Origin of the sequence: Bradyrhizobium sp. SK17 (assembly GCF_002831585.1) — a bacterium.
Lineage (GTDB): Bacteria > Pseudomonadota > Alphaproteobacteria > Rhizobiales > Xanthobacteraceae > Bradyrhizobium.
Genome location: NZ_CP025113.1, coordinates 564,843 through 581,634, shown reverse-complemented (window position 1 = coordinate 581,634; position 16,792 = coordinate 564,843). Strand labels below are relative to the sequence as shown.

Annotated in this window: 17 protein-coding genes; 11 read left to right on the top strand and 6 right to left on the bottom strand. The window is 65.2% G+C overall.

Annotated elements, in window-relative coordinates; translation table 11 throughout:
• Positions 1-108: 108 nt before the first annotated feature.
• A complete protein-coding gene (locus CWS35_RS02715; protein ID WP_076864213.1) occupies positions 109-459 on the bottom strand; it encodes a RidA family protein in 351 nt (116 codons plus the stop codon).
• A gap of 106 nt (positions 460-565) precedes the next feature.
• Positions 566-2,014 carry a CDGSH iron-sulfur domain-containing protein gene (locus CWS35_RS02710; RefSeq protein ID WP_100950622.1) on the bottom strand — a complete coding sequence of 483 codons (1,449 nt, stop codon included), beginning with the start codon at positions 2,012-2,014 and terminating at the stop codon, positions 566-568.
• Between the two features lie 104 nt (positions 2,015-2,118).
• Here CWS35_RS02710 and CWS35_RS02705 point away from each other — a divergent pair, with 104 nt between their 5' ends.
• The gene (locus CWS35_RS02705; RefSeq protein WP_029879210.1) at positions 2,119-2,466 is read left to right on the top strand and encodes a helix-turn-helix domain-containing protein; all 348 of its coding nucleotides are present in this window, start codon (positions 2,119-2,121) and stop codon (positions 2,464-2,466) included.
• A gap of 75 nt (positions 2,467-2,541) precedes the next feature.
• Here the strand turns inward: CWS35_RS02705 and CWS35_RS02700 are convergent, their stop codons facing one another.
• Complete coding sequence (locus CWS35_RS02700) at positions 2,542-3,726, bottom strand: MFS transporter (RefSeq protein ID WP_100950620.1); 1,185 nt, start codon at positions 3,724-3,726, stop codon at positions 2,542-2,544.
• A gap of 69 nt (positions 3,727-3,795) precedes the next feature.
• On the opposite strand from CWS35_RS02700, the gene CWS35_RS02695 reads away from it, so the two are divergent.
• Positions 3,796-5,391 carry a PLP-dependent aminotransferase family protein gene (locus CWS35_RS02695; RefSeq protein WP_080891013.1) on the top strand — a complete coding sequence of 532 codons (1,596 nt, stop codon included), beginning with the start codon at positions 3,796-3,798 and terminating at the stop codon, positions 5,389-5,391.
• Positions 5,392-5,595: 204 nt separating this feature from the next.
• Here CWS35_RS02695 and CWS35_RS02690 read toward each other — a convergent pair whose 3' ends face one another.
• Positions 5,596-7,254: an FAD-binding dehydrogenase gene (locus CWS35_RS02690; RefSeq protein WP_100950618.1), complete on the bottom strand. Its 1,659-nt coding sequence runs from the start codon at positions 7,252-7,254 to the stop codon at positions 5,596-5,598.
• A 277-nt stretch (positions 7,255-7,531) separates the two neighbouring features.
• On the opposite strand from CWS35_RS02690, the gene CWS35_RS02685 reads away from it, so the two are divergent.
• The 5 genes from CWS35_RS02685 (at position 7,532) to CWS35_RS02660 (ending at position 11,874) form a co-directional block, all read left to right on the top strand.
• Entirely contained in the window at positions 7,532-7,999 is a 468-nt protein-coding gene (locus tag CWS35_RS02685) for a hypothetical protein (protein ID WP_024581770.1), read from the top strand.
• 111 nt (positions 8,000-8,110) lie between these two features.
• Complete coding sequence (locus CWS35_RS02680) at positions 8,111-8,299, top strand: hypothetical protein (protein WP_024581771.1); 189 nt, start codon at positions 8,111-8,113, stop codon at positions 8,297-8,299.
• Between the two features lie 19 nt (positions 8,300-8,318).
• Positions 8,319-8,909: an SCO family protein gene (locus CWS35_RS02675; protein WP_024581772.1), complete on the top strand. Its 591-nt coding sequence runs from the start codon at positions 8,319-8,321 to the stop codon at positions 8,907-8,909.
• A gap of 91 nt (positions 8,910-9,000) precedes the next feature.
• Positions 9,001-10,008, top strand: coding sequence for a transporter substrate-binding domain-containing protein (locus CWS35_RS02670; RefSeq protein WP_100950616.1), 1,008 nt, complete (start codon positions 9,001-9,003; stop codon positions 10,006-10,008).
• A 225-nt stretch (positions 10,009-10,233) separates the two neighbouring features.
• On the top strand, positions 10,234-11,874 hold the full coding sequence (locus CWS35_RS02660; RefSeq protein WP_100950614.1) for a lysine--tRNA ligase: 1,641 nt from the start codon (positions 10,234-10,236) through the stop codon (positions 11,872-11,874).
• A 12-nt stretch (positions 11,875-11,886) separates the two neighbouring features.
• Here the strand turns inward: CWS35_RS02660 and CWS35_RS02655 are convergent, their stop codons facing one another.
• The gene (locus CWS35_RS02655; RefSeq protein ID WP_024581775.1) at positions 11,887-12,819 is read right to left on the bottom strand and encodes a 2-dehydropantoate 2-reductase; all 933 of its coding nucleotides are present in this window, start codon (positions 12,817-12,819) and stop codon (positions 11,887-11,889) included.
• A 186-nt stretch (positions 12,820-13,005) separates the two neighbouring features.
• Between CWS35_RS02655 and CWS35_RS02650 the strand changes: the two genes are divergently transcribed.
• Complete coding sequence (locus tag CWS35_RS02650; protein ID WP_245438844.1) at positions 13,006-13,791, top strand: class II aldolase/adducin family protein; 786 nt, start codon at positions 13,006-13,008, stop codon at positions 13,789-13,791.
• Between the two features lie 188 nt (positions 13,792-13,979).
• On the top strand, positions 13,980-14,420 hold the full coding sequence (locus CWS35_RS02645) for a c-type cytochrome (protein WP_029879217.1): 441 nt from the start codon (positions 13,980-13,982) through the stop codon (positions 14,418-14,420).
• Between the two features lie 6 nt (positions 14,421-14,426).
• Here the strand turns inward: CWS35_RS02645 and CWS35_RS02640 are convergent, their stop codons facing one another.
• Positions 14,427-15,080 carry a helix-turn-helix transcriptional regulator gene (locus CWS35_RS02640; RefSeq protein WP_029879219.1) on the bottom strand — a complete coding sequence of 218 codons (654 nt, stop codon included), beginning with the start codon at positions 15,078-15,080 and terminating at the stop codon, positions 14,427-14,429.
• 199 nt (positions 15,081-15,279) lie between these two features.
• On the opposite strand from CWS35_RS02640, the gene CWS35_RS02635 reads away from it, so the two are divergent.
• A complete protein-coding gene (locus CWS35_RS02635) occupies positions 15,280-15,624 on the top strand; it encodes a DUF952 domain-containing protein (protein ID WP_024581779.1) in 345 nt (114 codons plus the stop codon).
• The gene (locus CWS35_RS02630) at positions 15,621-16,718 is read left to right on the top strand and encodes a quinone-dependent dihydroorotate dehydrogenase (protein ID WP_100950610.1); all 1,098 of its coding nucleotides are present in this window, start codon (positions 15,621-15,623) and stop codon (positions 16,716-16,718) included. The genes CWS35_RS02635 and CWS35_RS02630 overlap by 4 nt, the downstream gene beginning before the upstream one ends.
• Positions 16,719-16,792: the final 74 nt, after the last annotated feature.

Genomic DNA, 16,792 nt, shown 5'->3' with positions numbered 1-16,792 from the left:
GCGCGGTGGCCTGTGGCCGCCGCGCCATTCTGCAGAGCGGGATGAGTTTTGGTTCACTCGGCTCGGCGCGCTCTCGATTCACCTCTCCCAAGGGAGAGGTGAACGCTCTTACTTCGCCGCGACAACCATGATCTCGACATTGTACTGCGGCGCCGCGAGCTTGGCCTCGACGGTGGCGCGGGCCGGGGTGTTGCCCTGGGAGACCCACTGGTCCCACACCGCGTTCATCTCCGGGAACGTCTTCATGTCGGTGATGTAGATGGTCGCGCTGAGCAGCTTCGACTTGTCGGTGCCGGCCTTGGCGAGGTGGCCGTCGATGATCGACAGGATGTCCTTGGTCTGGTCGGTGACGCTGCCGCCGGCGGCCTTGCCAGCGACGACGCCGGCCAGATAGACGGTGTTGCCGTGCACCACGGCCTGGCTCATGCGCGGGCCGGTTTCGAAACGCTGAATGCTCATTTGGGTCTCCACTTGAATGGCGGAAACTCTCTAGCCTGCCGGCGCGCCCGCCGCCACTGCGCAATTTGCAGCACGGCTCACGGAAATCGCCCCAATTGCACCGAGGTCACCTCGGCGCAATCGCTTCGGCCCAGCGTGCGAACAGGGCGATCCGCTCGGCCGGCCACGCGCCGTCGCACGGCATCGTGCCGGCCTCGAGGCGCGCGAGGATCTGCGGAGCGTGCCGCGTCACGTCGGCCTCGTTCCAGAGGTCGAAGGCGAACAGCATCGAATTGCGGTCCATCGGCCGGAATAGCGGCCGGATGTGCGGTTCGAATCGCACGGTCTCACCGGGGCCGGGCAGCGTGACGCTGATGTCGTTCGTGTCCTGCGCATCGTCCGCGATGGCGGGCGGCCGCGCGGCGGGCGTCGCGTTGCAGACCCACCACCAGCGCGGCACCGGCATGTTCGGCGGCGGCTTCGCGCCGGCGCCGGAATTCTCCACCGCGATCCGCGAACCCCATTCGATATAGGCGACGAAGGCGGCGCGGAATTCCGGATCGGACGGCAGCCCGGCGTCGTCGGCACTCTGCACCATGTAGGTCGCCCACAGCGCGCGCTGCTCCGGCCTGATCTCCTTGCCGATATGTTGCGACACCATCCGCCGATAGCCGCCATAGCGTTCGGTGTAGAAGCGCGGCCCGCCGAACACCTCGCTGAGCCAGGCCGCGACCCGTTCGGGATGATCCGGCGACATCTCCGCGAACAGCGGGCCGAGCAAGGGATCCTCCGGCACGTAGCGGCTGTAGAAGATCCGCGTCATGTCGAGCAGCGCCGGATAGCCGCCGGCCCATTCGAACAGCGTCGGCTCGCGCATCGGATCGGGAACGGGATCATGAAACGCCACGTTCCAGTGCATGCCGCTGCAAAACGGCTTGTTCAGCGACGCGCCGCAGCGGCACAGGCTGGCATGCTCCCGCGACGCACCGGCGTTTCGTGCGATCGGCGCACCGTCCTCATCGATCAGTTCGACATCACCGGTGACGCGATAGGGGCCGTCCTTCGACACTTCGATCTGCGGCGGCCGGCTGACATCCGACAAATTGGCCTCGCGCGCCGGGCCGATGCCGATGCCGAGCGCGCCCGATGGGCATCGGCGCACCGCATTGATGAGGTCATCGAGGCGTGCGCCGCTCGGCGCGACGAAGGGCTCCTCGCCGACGTGAAACACGGAATTGAGCCGGTCGGTGCAGAAGCCGGAATGCGCGCAGCTGCCTCGATTGTCGAACACATGGGCCTGCTGTCCGGCATAGACATCGAGCTTGTCGGGCACCCGCCGCGCATCCTTGGCGTCGGTGAAGCCGCGCGCGGCGTGGCTGTCGTCGCAGAACGGTTTTGTCCGCGATTGGCCGCAGCGGCACAGCCGCGCCGGCGCCTCGGTTGCAACAGGCACACCGAGATGGTCGACGATCGCAATGCCGGGCTCGGGTTCGTAAGGGCCGTTGCGTCTGACGATGATGCGTTTGCGCGGCTGTTGCTCGTCGTGTGGGCCTCGGGCGGAGCTGCTGTCTGTCATGCCTTGCAATGATCCCTAAGCTCGCCCAACCCGTGTGAAGCGTGCTTAGATGGATCGATGGCAGCGCTCAACGAACCAGATGGAAAGTGCCGCGGGAGAAGGTGATGATCCGCAAGACCAAGCGCAAATATGGTTGCCCGGTCGAGTTCTCGATCGATCAGCTCAGCGGCAAATGGAAGACCGTGATCTTGAGCCGGCTGAAGCTCCGCCCGATGCGCTATGGCGAGTTGCGCCACGACATCCCGCAGCTCAGCGACAAGGTCCTGACCGAGCGCCTGCGCGATCTCTGCAATTCAGGCTTCGTCAAGCAGGAGCGCGGCGGCGGCTCCTCGCGCTACTGCCTGACCAAGCGCGGCGAGATGCTAAAGCCGATGCTGCAAGCGCTGTACGACTGGGGCGAGGCCAACGCCGACACGTTCGGCGTCCGCTTCGCGAGCGCGGAGGCGGAGTAGGGACACCGGGCGCGTTGCCCAATGTCGAAAACAACGCCATGCCCGGAATTGACCTGAATCGAGCGTGGTGACGGATCAGGCGGTCGTCGAGTTTGTCCGCACCCCGCCGCTGGCCTTTTCGCTTCCGCTGTAGAGGATCGCCAACTCTGACAGTGCGGCGGCAAGCAGCGCGCCCAGAAAGGCGTTGCGGCCCAGATTCACCAGCAGCCATCCCCCGATGACAGGAAATCCGAAGATGCCGATGAAGTATGACAGCACGAACCAGGTGAGTGCGGCGTGGCGGTATCTTGCGTCTGTGTCGTTAACCGCCCAGGTCTGGATGACGGTGTAAACCAGACCATACCCAATGCCGGTGAGGACTGCGGACAGGATTTGAAACGCCGGATGGATGCCGACGCCGAACATCGCCACCACACCAAGCGTCATCGAAACCAGCAACCCCTCTGCAAGCCGCCTCTGCGGCAGCGATGCCAGGATACGGGCAAACAGCAGACGTGCAGCAACCACCGTGATGGCATAGACGGCAAAGAAGGTTGAGGCCTTCGCCGATGTCCCCGCGACGAGTGACGATTGGAAGGTCAAGAGGCCGGAAAACGCGCAGGCGCCAAACCCGACCATCAGGATCGGACGGACGGATGGGCTTCGCGCAATGACGCTGATCGGGCGGACCCAGGAACGGAGCGACGATGAACGCCGCGCGCCCGGGGCCATCGTCGAGAACATCCAGAGCGACAGCCCCGCAACCAGACAGGCAATGCCAACCAGCCGAAAAGTTGCCGCGATGGAGAGCCCTGCCTGATCGACCGCCAGGTTGAGAACGAGCGGGCCTCCCCCGATGCCGGCCATCTGGAAGGCGCCGAAGCGCGTGAACCAGAAGCCGCGATCGCGATCCGTCACGCGCTCCGAAAGCGACATCGGTGCGCCAACATAGAACATGCCCCAGCCCAGGCCGATCAGGAAACCGGACGTCAGAGACATCGCCAGAGTGCCGCCAGCGCTGGCGGCAAGCAGCAGGAAGCCACACCCGACAGCGCATGCGGCGATCGCGCTCATGCGCGCGGCGTCGAAACGTCCCGAGAACCAGCCGACAAGCGGCACGCCGACGAAGGTTCCGATCATCGCGGCACCAAGCGTGGTGCCGGTGTCGAGGTCGCTGCCGCCGTTTGCGCGGAAGTAGGCCGACAACAGGAATGTCGCGCCGTAGCCGGCCGCGGCGAGCATGGTGCCAAGAAACAGGAACTGTGCGGATGATTTCGGCATTTGCGCGGGCCCTCTTGAAAGTGGCCTGATATTATTGAATCATTGGCTCTTTCAAAGGGCCACTTCCTGATGTCCGAGCGGGCCACTTTCCCGAAACTGCCGATGCGCCGTGCGATGCGACGTGAGAGTGCTGCGGCTGGTTTCCGGCCTGCGATCGACTCGAGTCTGCCGGTTCCAGCAGTGCGGCAGCTCTATCTCCAGCTCCGGGACGCGATCGTCGGCGGCGCGCTGCGGGCGGGCGATCGCCTGCCTTCGACACGCACGGCGTCCGCCGAATGGTCATTGTCGCGAGGGCTCGTCGCCGAAGCCTATGACGTGCTGATCGCAGAGGGCTATGCGATCGGAAAGCATGGATCTGGCACCTATGTCACAGACGATCTGCCGTTGCCGAAAATCGAGGGCAACAGCTCCCGCAACGCCCGATCCAGTGCCAGCAGGCGTCGCATTTCTGCGGCGGCACGATTGGCGATGAGCTTCGAAACCCATCCCGGGCAGGTAGCCTTCGCGACCGGGCGGGTCATTCATGATATGCGAACCGCGGTCCTCCTGAAGCGGCTCGCGCATCGCCACATCGACTATGCCAGTGACGGCTATCGCGATGCGCAAGGCGAGCCCGCTTTGCGCGAGGCAGTCGCCGCCTATCTGACCGCATCGAGAGGCGTGCGCTGCGACCCGCGTCAGGTTTTCATCACGTCGGGCACGCAACAGGCGCTCGATCTCGCCATTCGCGTGCTGATGTCTCCGGGCGAAACCGCTTTGATCGAGAATCCCTGCTATCCTCCGGCGCGGCAGGCATTTCTCCTGAATGGTGCGCGGCTGGTTGGTGCGCCGGTCGACTCCAAGGGCATGATCACCGAGACGCTTGCATCGTCGGACGGCCTCGCGCCTGTCGTGATCTACGTCACGCCGTCCCATCAATATCCCTCCGGTTCGGCGTTGCCGCTGACGCGCCGGCTGCAACTTCTGGCCTTCGCGCAGCGGCAAGGCAGTTGGATCATCGAGGACGACTATGACAGCGAGTTTCGCTATGAAGGCCACCCGATTGCCTCGCTACAGGGATTGGATACCGGCGGCTGTGTGATTTACGCGGGGTCTTTCAGCAAGGCGCTGCTGCCCGGCTTCCGGGTCGGCTATCTCGTCGTACCCGACGATCTGGTCGCCGCGTTTCGAGCTGTACGACCGATCGTCGATCGCTTCCCGGCACCGCTGCACCAACTGGTCGTGGCTGACTTCCTCAGCGAAGGCTACTTCCCTGCGCACCTGCGGCGTCTGCGCGAAAGCTCTCGCGCCTCACGCGATCTCCTCTTCGATCTGCTCAAAGAGAGGCTGTCGGAACACCTCGTTGCACTCCTTCCGGAGCAGGGCGTTCATCTGACGGCGCGCAGCACCGGCAGTTGGCGGGACGATTGCGCCTTGGCACGAGCTGCCCTCGATGGCGGCGTCGTCGTGATCCCCACGTCACCGATGCACATCGGCGCGCCGGCTGAACCACGATTGCTGCTCGGATTCTCCGGTTTGACGGCCGCCGAAACCGACATTGCGACGCGGCGGCTCGCAGAGGTGTTTCGGAGCTCGGCGAAGACGGCAAAGCTCAGACCTGATGAGTCCAAGCAATCGAAACGTGACCGACGCCAGGCCAGGTCCCGGCCGCTAAAGTCGGTTTGATCCGCCTGAGCATCTCATCTTAAGGACGCGTACTTACAAATCGTCGCCGACGTCCGGTTCGCCCCGACATCGAGGCGGCTGTACTATTTCGGGATAATAGAAAATACCCCTGAGTTGCCCGACGCGTCAAGCCGCTTTCGGGGGGGCCGGCGGTGGCCCGCTGCTTTGCATGGGGTTGTTTTCGATGTTTTTGAGTATGCGCCCCTAGCCCACCGCCTTCGCCGCCGCGCGCCCGGCGTTGCGGCCGGAGAACAGGCAGCCGCCGAGGAAGGTGCCTTCGAGCGAGCGATAGCCGTGCATGCCGCCGCCGCCGAAGCCGGCGGCTTCGCCAGCGGCATAGAGCCCGCGGATGATCTGATGGTCGTTGCCGAACACGCGCGACTCGAGGTCGGTCTCGAAGCCGCCGAGCGTCTTGCGGGTCAGGATGTTGAGCTTCACCGCGATCAGCGGGCCGTGGTCGGGATCGAGGATGCGGTGCGGCTTCGCGGTCCGGATCAGCCGGTCGCCGATATAGCGCCGCGCGTTGTGCAGGTTCATCACCTGCGCATCCTTGACATAGGGGTTGGTGATCTCGCGGTCGCGCGCCTCGATCTGCGCCTTGATCGCATCGAGCTTCAGCAGGTCGTTGCCCGCGAGCTTGTTCATGGCGCCGACGAGGTCGGCGAGGTTGTCGCGCACGATGAAGTCGGCGCCGTGCTGCTTGAACGCCTCGACCGGCGCCGGCGCGCCCTTGTTGGTGGCGCGCTTGATCGTCATGCGCCAGCTTTTGCCGGTGAGGTCAGGGTTCTGCTCGGAGCCGGAGAGCGCGAACTCCTTCTTGATGATGCTCTGGGTCAGGATGAACCAGGAATAATCGTAGCCGGTGCTCATGATGTAATGCAGCTGCCCGAGCGTGTCGGAGCCAGGGAACAGTGGCGCCGGCAGCCGCTTGCCCGTGGCGTCGAACCACATCGACGACGGTCCCGGCAGGATCCGGATGCCATGACGCGGCCAGATCGGGTTCCAGTTCTGGATGCCCTCGACATAGTGCCACATGCGGTCGCGGTTGATCAGCCGGCCGCCGGCCTGCTCGGTGATCCCGATCATGCGGCCGTCGACGTGTTCGGGCACGCCGGAGATCATGAACTTCGGCGGTTCGCCGAGTCGTTGCGGCCAGTTCTGCCTGACCAGGTCGTGATTGCCGCCGATGCCGCCGGAGGCGACGATGACGGCCTGTGCGCGCAGCGAAAAGTCGCCGTCCACCTTGCGCGAGGAGCTCTTGCCGCGTTCGACCGAGCTCGGTTCCAGGATCGCGCCGCTGACGCCGTCGACCGTGCCGTTGCTGACGCTGAGCGCATCGACGCGATGCCGGAACTTGAACACCAGCCGTCCGCTGTTCGCAGCCGCGCGCGCACGGCGCTCGAACGGCTCGACGATGCCGGGGCCGGTGCCCCAGGTGACATGAAAGCGGGGCACCGAATTGCCGTGGCCCATCGCGTCATAGCCGCCGCGCTCGGCCCAGCCGACCACCGGGAAGATGCGATGGCCCATCGCGCGCAGCCAGTCGCGCTTCTCGCCGGCCGCGAAGCCGACATAGGCTTCGGCCCATTTGCGCGGCCAGTGGTCCTCTGCGCGATCGAAACCGGCGGTGCCCATCCAGTCCTGTAGCGCGAGGTCAGCGGAGTCCTTGATGCCGAGCCGGCGCTGTTCCGGCGAATCGACCAGGAACAAGCCGCCGAACGACCAGAAGGCCTGGCCGCCGAGGCTCTGTTCCCCTTCCTGATCCAGCACGATGACGCGTTTGCCGGCATCGGCGATCTCGGTCGCGGCGACGAGGCCGGCAAGGCCCGCGCCAATCACGATCACATCTGCATCGTCAGCCATGTTTTGCTTCCCCCGTCCCGGCACGGATTCAAGACCGCGTCATTGCGCGCGGTCAACGCCAAATGGACCTTGCCTGTGGCGGCGAGGCACCAAGCAGTTGCGGCAAGTTGTTCCAGTTTGGGACCTTTTCCGCGCGTCACTGCAGCGTGCGCGCAACACCCAATTTGAATTTGTTTTGATCGGCTTTGCTTGTCTGGACAAAAATCGACTCTCGCAACACGCTCCCATCATCTTGCATCACAAGACCAACAGATTCGGTTTCGACTGGGGCTGGCCAATGAAGTTGATGACGGGGTTGCTCGCGGCGGTTCTCTTGCTGGCGGGAATGGGGGCGTCACAGGCAGTGGTCAGGATCGCCGACGATCGCGGCGGCAAGATCGGGGTCTATGTCGACAAGTACCAGGACCTGCGTACGTCAGGTGAGACGGTCATCATCGACGGGCTTTGCGCCTCGGCCTGCACCATCGTGCTCGGCAAGGTTCCTCACGACCGGATCTGCGTGACCTCGCACGCCAGCCTCGGCTTCCATGCCGCCTGGGATTACGGCGACAATGGCCGCCCGGTGCCCAATCCGGAAGCCACCCATATGCTGTACCTGATGTACCCGCCGGCGGTGCGCAAATGGATCAACGACCGCGGTGGCCTGACCCGCAACATGATCTTCCTGCGCGGCAAGCAACTGCAGGCGCTGTACAAGCCGTGCTACCTCAACGCCCAGGCCTCGGCGCCGAAGCCCGCGCGCTGAGTTTAGTTCGGTCGTCCCGAGACATGGTGGGCATTCGCCTCGCCATCATTTGACAGCCGGCAACCGGCATTGTGCTTGCCGCCTGCCGGAACCCGGCCTATCTGAATCCCCATGGTTCAGCCGATCTCCACCCCAACCGAGCTCGTGACGGCTCCGCAGGGCCGGGTGGCGTCTGCGATCCTGTGGGGCGCTGCCGGGATCGGCGGATTGGCCTTGCTTGCCGCCGCTGCGCTCTGGTTCCACTACGGGACCGCGGTGTTTTTCGAAATGATCACGGCCGGCATCTCCGCCTGCTTCTGACAAGGACGCGCCTCGTATCATGCCCCAGACCACCCGCCCGCTGGTGATCTTCGCCGCCTTCGCCGCCAGCCTCGCGGTCGGCCTGTTCCTCATGCTGTGGGCGATCGGTGGCCTGCGCACCGTGGCCGCGCCGGCCGCGATCGGCGGTCCGTTCCAGCTTACCGACCAGTCCGGCCAGACCGTCACCGACAAGAATCTGCAGGGCAAGCCGACCCTGATCTTCTTCGGCTTCACCCATTGCCCGGACGTCTGCCCGACCTCGCTGTTCGAGATCTCCGAGGTCCTCAAGGCGATGGGCAAGGACGCTGACCGCGTGAATGCCTATTTCGTCTCGGTCGATCCGGAGCGCGACACCGCAGCCGCGATGAAGGACTATCTGTCGAGCTTCGATCCGCATCTCAAGGGCCTGACCGGCGATCCCGCGTCGATCGCCAAGGTGCTGTCGAGCTACCGCGTCTACGCCAAGAAGGTGCCGCTGAAGGATGGTGACTACACGATGGATCACACCGCGCTGATCTATCTGATGGACCGCGACGGCCATTTCGTTGCGCCGTTCAATCTGAAACGGACGCCGGAAGAGGCCGCGGCCGATCTCAAACGGTATCTCTGACCGCCATTTGCGGCCGAGAATTAACCCATTCGGCGCTCGCAACGGGCGCCGGATGGTCTATAAGCCGTTCAATTCCCTAAAATTGCCGGTTATGCCCGACCCGTTCACCCAGCCCTTTGCCGTCCGCTCGCGCCAGCTCTGCCTGGTTGTGGGAGTGATGGCGGCCGGTTTGCTGGTCCTGGCCGGTCCAGCGTCCGCGCAGACGCCACCGGCGGCCAAGACGGCGCCGGCTCCGCCCACCGCGGCCGCTCCTGCTCAAGCCGTGCCCGCGACGCCTCCGGCAGCCGCTGCGCCGACCGCCCCGGCCCAACCGCCCAAGGCCGCCGCGGCCGCGCCGCAGGCCGTGCCCGGGTTCTGGGACCCGCGCCGTCGGCCGGATCGCCCGGACCTGTCGCGCCTCACCGTGATCCGCTTCCTGACCGAGACCGATTATCCGCCGTTCAACTTCACCGGTCCCGACGGCAATCCTGCCGGCTTCAACGTCGACCTGGCGCGCGCGCTCTGCGACGAGATCAAGGTCACCTGCACCATCCAGATGCGCCGCTTCGAGACCCTGATCGATGCGCTCGCCACCAACCGGGGCGACGCCATCATCGCGTCGATGGCGGTGACGCCGCAGTTGCGCGCCAAGGTCGATTTCACCGATCCCTATTACCGCGCGCCGGCACGCTTCGTGTCGCGCCGCGACAATGTGATGCCGGAAATCCGCCCCGAATATCTCGAAGGCAAGAAGGTCGGCGTGATCGCCGGCACCTCGCACGAGGCCTACCTCAAGGCGATGTTCACCGACGCCGAGATCCACTCCTACCCGGATAACGATGCGCTGCGCGCGGCGCTGCGCCGCGGCGAGGTCGACTTCATCTTTGGCGATGCGATCTCGCTGGCGTTCTGGATCAACGGCACGGACTCGGACGGGTGCTGCGCGTTCTCCGGCGGACCCTTCGTCGAAAGCCGCTATTTCGGCGAGGGCGTCGGCATCGCCGTGCGCAAGGGCAACGACCTGCTGCGGCAGTCGCTGAACTGGGCGCTGTTCAGGATCTGGGAAAAAGGCCGCTACACCGATCTGTGGCTGCGTTACTTCTCGATCAGCCCGTTTTGACTCGGTCGGTCTTCACCTCGCCCCGCTTGCGGGGAGAGGTCGGAATTCAAGCGTAGCTTGAATTCCGGGTGAGGGGGGCCCTCCGCGATTCCGTCTCTCGGTTTGCGATGCGGATCGAGCCCCTCACCCCAGCCCTCTCCCGCAAGGGCGGGGCGAGGGAGCGCAGTTTTGCATTTTGCCGCGAAAGCGTTAGTTTTCGCGGCCTTTTTGGAGAAAGCCTGAAGAATGTCCGTGATTGATCTTGCCGCCAGCCCGAGCGACCTGCGGGCGCTCGCCGAACAATCCAACGCCTGGCCGTTCGAGCAGGCGAAAGCGATTGTGGCGCGGCTGAAGAAAAATCCCAAGGACGAGGTGCTGTTCGAGACTGGCTACGGCCCGTCGGGCCTGCCGCATATCGGCACCTTCGGCGAGGTCGCGCGCACCACCATGGTGCGCCACGCCTTCCGCGTGCTCACCGAGGACAAGATCAAGACGCGGCTGCTCGCCTTCTCGGACGACATGGACGGCCTGCGCAAGGTGCCGGACAACGTACCGAACAAGGAGCTGCTGCAACAGCATCTCGGCAAGCCGCTGACCAAGGTGCCCGATCCGTTCGGCACCCATCCGAGCTTCGGCCAGCACAACAATGCGCGGCTGCGCGCCTTCCTCGACCAGTTCGGTTTCGACTACGAGTTCGCAAGCTCGACCGAATACTACACCTCCGGCCGCTTCGACGCCGCGCTGCTCCGTATGCTGGAGCGGATCGAGAAGGTGATGGCGATCATGCTGCCCTCGCTGCGCGAAGAGCGCGCCGCGAGCTACTCGCCGTTCCTGCCGATCTGCCCGCGCACCGGCCTCGTGCTCTACGTGCCGGTGACGGCGCATGACGCCAAGGCCGGCACGATCTCGTATGAGGATCCCGACACCAAGGAGAGCGTCACCGTTCCGGTCACCGGCGGCCGTTGCAAGCTGCAATGGAAGCCGGACTGGGCGATGCGCTGGTACGCGCTCGGCGTCGACTATGAAATGGCCGGCAAGGACCTGATCGACTCGGTGAAGCTGTCGGCGAAGATCTGCACGGCGCTCGGCGGCACGCCGCCGGAAGGCTTCAACTACGAACTGTTCCTCGACGACAAGGGCCAGAAAATCTCGAAGTCGAAGGGCAACGGCCTGACGATCGACGAATGGCTGCGTTACGCCTCGCCGGAATCGCTGTCGCTGTTCATGTACCGCGAGCCGAAGGCGGCGAAGCGGCTGTATTTCGACGTCATCCCGCGCAATGTCGACGAGTACCAGCAGTTCCTTGATGGCTTCACCCGCCAGGAGCCGCGGCAGCAGTTGCAGAATCCGGTCTGGCACATCCATTCCGGCAAGCCGCCGCAGGCCGACATGCCGGTCACCTTCCAGCTCTTGCTGACGCTGGTGTCGTCGTCGAACGCGGAAAACGCCGAGACGTTGTGGGGCTTCATCGGCCGCTACCGTCCAGGCGTGACGCCGGAGACGCATCCGAAGCTCGATGCGATGGTCGGCTACGCCATCAACTATTATCGCGACTTCGTGGCGCCGACCAAGCAGTTCCGCGAACCGACCGACGGCGAACGCGCCGCGTTGCAGGATCTGCGCGATGCGCTCGCCAACATGCCGGCGAATGCTGCCGCGGAAGACATCCAGAACGTGGTCTACGAGATCGGCCGCCGCGAGCCGTTCCTCGACATGGTCAAGAAGGGCAAGGATGGCCGCCCCGGCGTCTCGCTCGACTGGTTCAACATGCTCTACCAGGTGCTGCTCGGCCAGGAGAAGGGCCCGCGCTTCGGCTCCTTCGTCGCGGTCTATGGCGTGCAGAACGCGGTCAACATGATCGACGGCGCGCTGGCGCGGTCGTCGTAGCGATCGCGCCTCTCATCGCCGCTCGGCCTGGACGGCGTCGCGCAGGCCGTCGCTGGTGGCGCGCAACAGCGTCAGCAACAGGCCGTTGAGCGGCGTCGGCACGCGGTGCCGTTCGCCGGCCGCGACGATCGCGCCCGTGAGCGCGTCGGCCTCGAAGGGCCGTCCGGCGACCCGATCGAAATACATCGAGGTGCCGGCGTCGGGCGGATAGGTCAGCAGCGTCGCCAGCATTCGCTCGGCTTCGTCGGACGCAAGCTGTGCACCATCGGCGCGGCCGACATTGGCGGCCTCTTCGAGAATCGCAAGGCACAGCGCCTTGACGTCGTCGCGGCGAAACACCGCCTGCCGCTGCAAGGTCAGCGCGGTGATCGGATTGGCGACGGCGTTGAGCAGAAGCTTGCGCCAGGCGCGGGTGGTGAAATCGGCGGTGCGCAGCACGCGCATCAGCGTGCCGTCGAGCAGCGCTTCGAATGCGCGGCCGTCCGCGTCGTCGCCGACCGCGAATTCGTACTCGCCGGCGCGACGCATGCGGACGCGATCCGGTGCCAGCCGCTCGGCATTGTAGTAGACGATGGTTGGAACGACGGTGGCGGGGCCGACCAGTGGCGCCAGCCGCTCCGCATGGCCGATCCCGTTTTGCAAGACGGCGACGCGCGTCTGCGGCCCGCACAGCCGTTCCAGCCATGGCGCGGCTGACGCCGTATCCTGCGCCTTGGTGGAGAGCAGCACCCAGTCGACCGGCGTCGCATGCGCCGGGTCGGTGAGCGCACGCAACGGCACATCGACCACACCTTCCGCCCGCTCGACCGTCAGGTGATCGAGCGACCTTCTGACGCAGGCGATCACGTCATGATTGGCAGCAGCTTGCAGCAGGCCGGCGATGATGCCGCCGATACTGCCAAGGCCGACGACGGCGATTGTCTTGCGAGAGAATTGTTCTGACATGCTTTGACTCTAGGGTGTCGCGACGCAACACGCCATAGGCTCAACACTCGGATGCGCCGGGTCGCGAAATCCGGATGGCAGACCATCGGCAATTTCACCGGAGGTTGGCGGCGATTTGCGCTACAATCCATCGCATAAAATCAGCATGGCCTTCACCGAGAGGCCGGCACAGATGGGAGCATGCGCATGCAGTTCAGGGTTTCGCCGACGTCGTTGCAGGACAGTTCGAGCGCCGAGGAATGGCAGGCGCGGGTCGATCTCGCGGCCGCGCACCGGCTTGCTTACATCCACGGCTTCTCCGAAGGCATCTTCAATCACCTCACCTTCGTGGTGCCCGGCCGCTCCGACCGCTACTACCAGATTCCGTTCGGCATGCACTGGTCGGAGGTCACCGCGTCGTCCTTCATGGAGGTCGGCATCGACGATGCCGAGGTGAAGCGCGGCGAGGGTGAGGTCGAGCGCTCCTGCTTCTGCATCCATGCGCCGATCCACAAGGCGTTGCCGCAGGCCAAGGCAGTGTTCCATACCCATATGCCCTATGCGAGCGCGCTGACGCGGCTCGAGGATCCGCGCATCAAGGAGATCGGCCAGACCGAGGTCGGACTGTCGGAGGCGATCGCCTATGACGATCTCTACACCGGCCCGGCGCTCGATCCCGAGGAGGGTGCACGGCTCGCCAAGGTGATCGGCAACAAGACCATCCTGTTCATGGCCAATCACGGCATCTCGACCGTTGGCGAGACCGTCGCCGATGCCTATGACCGGCTGTATTACATCGAGCGCGCTGCGCAGGTGCAGATCTACGCGATGTGGACCCAGCAGCCGCTCAAGCAACTGCCGCAGCATGTGGTCGAGAAGACCAGGCGCGATTTCCGCGACGATCACCTCTACAAAGGCCCAAGCCCGTCGCAACGGCATTTCGATGCCCTGAAGCGGATGCTGGACCGCAAGGAGCCGGACTACGCGACGTGAGGACGTTACGAACGGACCGCACCCTCCGTTGTCGTCCCGGCCTACGCCGGGACGACAACGACGATCAGTGCCTCGGTTCCGATCCAATCAGAACCGAAAATTCGGGAAGGGACGCGACTACGCCCTTGATCCTGATTGTCGGCAACTCGCCCTAAGGCACAATGCGCCCGGAGCAGATGCGGAGGCGCATGATGGTGACACTGTCGGCCGGCGTGGCAGCGATGAGGATCGTGGCGATGGCGGCAGCCGTCGCTGCGACCCTGTTCCCGGCAACTGGCCGTGCAGATGGGCCGCGGCCGGACGTTGCGTCGCTTCCGGTATCGGTCGATGCGACGCGTGAGCAGGTGGTGCTTGGCGATCGCATCTTCCACGGTGAGGCGGCCAACGGCACCTGCTTTCAATGTCACGGACACGATGCCAAGGGCACCGGCAACGGCAATGACCTGACGGTCGGCAGCCTGATCTGGGGCGACAGCCTCGCCGAGATCAAGAAGACCATCCGCAACAACATCGCCTTGGCGCCGGGACGCGACGGCGATCTCACCGACAGCGATGTCGACGCGGTGGCGGCCTATGTCTGGTCGCTCGTGCACCAGGACCGGATGCAGAGCCAGAGCGCGTCGAAGTAGGCGCGCTTACTGGCTTGCCCACACGACGCGTGCGATCCACGCCACCTCCTCGGTGTCGAGCATGCGGTCGGGATGCTCCGGATTGAGCGAGGCGAGCTCCAGCACCTTGGCGGTACGCCGCTTCAGCTCCTTCACCATCACCTCGCCGCCGGTGGTGCGCACCACCACGCGGTCGCCGCGGCGGATCGCGGTCGCCGGCGACACCACGATGATGTCGCCCTCGCGATAGGCCGGCTTCATCGAGTCGCCCTCGATCTCCAGCGCATAGGCGTGCTCGTCTGATGTCGCCGGCAGCGCGACCTCATCCCAGCCCTTGCCGGCGGGAAAACCGGCGTCGTCGAAATAGCCGCCGGCGCCGGCCTGGGCAAAGCCGATCAACGGCACCGACTGGCCGCCGCGCGCGCTGTCGCCGAGCAGCTGTACGAAGGTCTCCATGCTGGCATTGGTGGCGCCCAGCGCCTTGGAGAGCGATTCAGTCGACGGCCAGCGTTCGCGGCCGTCGCCGGTGATGCGCTTGGACTTGTTGAACGTGGTGGGATCGAGGCCGGACTGCTTGGCAAGTCCGGACGGCGACAGGCCGGCGCGTTCGGCGAGCCGGTCGAGCGCCGCCCAGACCTGAGCGTGGGTCAGCGGTCGGGCGGCTTTGGACTGTTTGGCCATCGAGGTATCCCGGATGGTAGGAATTATTGCCTCAAACTTGGGGTTTTCGCAAATCTGCCGTCTGGTGTGTCCCGGCACCGCTTGAGTTGCGCCGCCGCCGCCGATACGGTCCCTCGCTCGCCATATGGCGTCTGGGGCCTTTCCCCTCAAATCCGGATAAAACCTCAAGAGACTCAAGGACAAAAGGGAACGCCGGCCCGTGCCTATGATCTACAAAATCACCCCCGCTTCGGCCTGGCGCGAGGCCGAGCGGCAGGGCGTGTACCGGGGCAGTCCGGACGACAATCGCGACGGCTTCATCCATTTTTCCACCGCCTCCCAGGTGGCCGAGACCGCGCGCAAGCATTACCACGGCCAGACCGGCCTGTTCCTGGTGGCGATCGACGCCAATGCACTTGGCGATGCCCTGCGCTGGGAGCGGTCGCGCAATGACGAGCTGTTTCCGCATCTCTATGGCGAACTCGATCTCGGCGCGGTCGTCGAGATCCTCGACCTGCGCGCGCGCTCCGACGGCGGCCACGACGTTCCGGAGCTCAAGCCGTGATCCGTGCCTTCGACGCTTTCTCGCTGCCGCTGCTGCGCTGGTTCGATCCCGAGGATGCCCATCGCATGGCGATCCAGGGCCTGAAGCTGCTGCCACCGATCCGCCAGCGGGTGGATGATCCCAAGCTCGCGGTGCGTGCCTTCGGGCTGAACTTTCCAAATCCGATCGGCATGGCGGCGGGCTTCGACAAGAGCGCCGAGGTGCCGGATGCGCTGCTGCGGCTCGGCTTCGGCTTTGTCGAGATCGGCTCGGTGACGCCGAAGCCGCAGGCCGGCAATCCGCGGCCGCGGCTGTTCCGGCTGGAGCGCGACGAGGCCGTCATCAACCGCATGGGCTTCAACAATGACGGCGCCGAAGCCGTGCTGCGTCGGCTCGTCGCGCGCGCCGGCGGCGGCGGCATCGTCGGCGTCAATGTCGGGGCCAACAAGGATTCAGAGGACCGCACCGCCGATTATGTGAAGCTGATCGAGACCTTTGCGCCGGTCGCGAGCTATTTCACCGTCAACGTGTCCTCGCCGAACACGCCGGGCCTGCGCAACCTGCAACAATCGGCGGCGCTCGACGATCTGCTGGCGCGGGTCATCGACACCCGCGAGCGCGTGCGCAGGAACGCTGGCGATTCACCGGTACTGCTGAAGATCGCGCCGGATCTGAGCCTCGCCGAGCTCGACGACGTCGTGCACGTCGCCCGCTCGCGGCGCGTCGACGGCATGATCGTCGCCAACACTACGCTGGCGCGTCCCTCGACCTTGCGCGAGGAGAACCGCGCCAAGGAGCAGGGCGGCCTGTCGGGCCGTCCGCTGTTCCGGTTGTCGACGCGGATGGTGGCCGAGACCTATGTCCGCGTCGAAGGCGCGTTTCCGCTGATCGGCGTCGGCGGCATCGATAGCGGTGGCGCCGCGCTGACCAAGATCCGCGCCGGTGCCAGCCTGATCCAGCTCTATTCCTCGCTGGTCTACAAGGGCATCGGCCTGGTCGACGACATCAAGCGCGACCTGTCCTCGACCTTGCTGCGGACGGGGCGCGATTCGTTGTCGGAGATCGTCGGCGCCGATGCCGCGACCATCACGGCCGAGGACTGGCCGGTGAGGTAGATGTTCTTACCTCGCCCCGCCTGCGGGGAGAGGTCGGATTGCATCGTCAGATGCAATCCGGGTGAGGGGGAGCC

What these genes read in the sequence shown, in the direction of transcription:
- CWS35_RS02685 (WP_024581770.1), top strand. Translation starts at nt 7,532, where the DNA reads ATGAAGTTGATGACGGGGTTGCTCGCGGCGGTTCTCTTGCTGGCGGGA.
- CWS35_RS02705 (WP_029879210.1), top strand. Translation starts at nt 2,119, where the DNA reads ATGATCCGCAAGACCAAGCGCAAATATGGTTGCCCGGTCGAGTTCTCG.
- CWS35_RS02640 (WP_029879219.1), bottom strand. Translation starts at nt 15,080, where the DNA reads ATGGCCAAACAGTCCAAAGCCGCCCGACCGCTGACCCACGCTCAGGTC.
- CWS35_RS02675 (WP_024581772.1), top strand. Translation starts at nt 8,319, where the DNA reads ATGCCCCAGACCACCCGCCCGCTGGTGATCTTCGCCGCCTTCGCCGCC.
- CWS35_RS02710 (WP_100950622.1), bottom strand. Translation starts at nt 2,014, where the DNA reads ATGACAGACAGCAGCTCCGCCCGAGGCCCACACGACGAGCAACAGCCG.
- CWS35_RS02650 (WP_245438844.1), top strand. Translation starts at nt 13,006, where the DNA reads ATGCAGTTCAGGGTTTCGCCGACGTCGTTGCAGGACAGTTCGAGCGCC.
- CWS35_RS02655 (WP_024581775.1), bottom strand. Translation starts at nt 12,819, where the DNA reads ATGTCAGAACAATTCTCTCGCAAGACAATCGCCGTCGTCGGCCTTGGC.
- CWS35_RS02660 (WP_100950614.1), top strand. Translation starts at nt 10,234, where the DNA reads ATGTCCGTGATTGATCTTGCCGCCAGCCCGAGCGACCTGCGGGCGCTC.
- CWS35_RS02695 (WP_080891013.1), top strand. Translation starts at nt 3,796, where the DNA reads ATGTCCGAGCGGGCCACTTTCCCGAAACTGCCGATGCGCCGTGCGATG.
- CWS35_RS02645 (WP_029879217.1), top strand. Translation starts at nt 13,980, where the DNA reads ATGATGGTGACACTGTCGGCCGGCGTGGCAGCGATGAGGATCGTGGCG.
- CWS35_RS02680 (WP_024581771.1), top strand. Translation starts at nt 8,111, where the DNA reads ATGGTTCAGCCGATCTCCACCCCAACCGAGCTCGTGACGGCTCCGCAG.
- CWS35_RS02700 (WP_100950620.1), bottom strand. Translation starts at nt 3,726, where the DNA reads ATGCCGAAATCATCCGCACAGTTCCTGTTTCTTGGCACCATGCTCGCC.
- CWS35_RS02670 (WP_100950616.1), top strand. Translation starts at nt 9,001, where the DNA reads ATGCCCGACCCGTTCACCCAGCCCTTTGCCGTCCGCTCGCGCCAGCTC.
- CWS35_RS02715 (WP_076864213.1), bottom strand. Translation starts at nt 459, where the DNA reads ATGAGCATTCAGCGTTTCGAAACCGGCCCGCGCATGAGCCAGGCCGTG.
- CWS35_RS02690 (WP_100950618.1), bottom strand. Translation starts at nt 7,254, where the DNA reads ATGGCTGACGATGCAGATGTGATCGTGATTGGCGCGGGCCTTGCCGGC.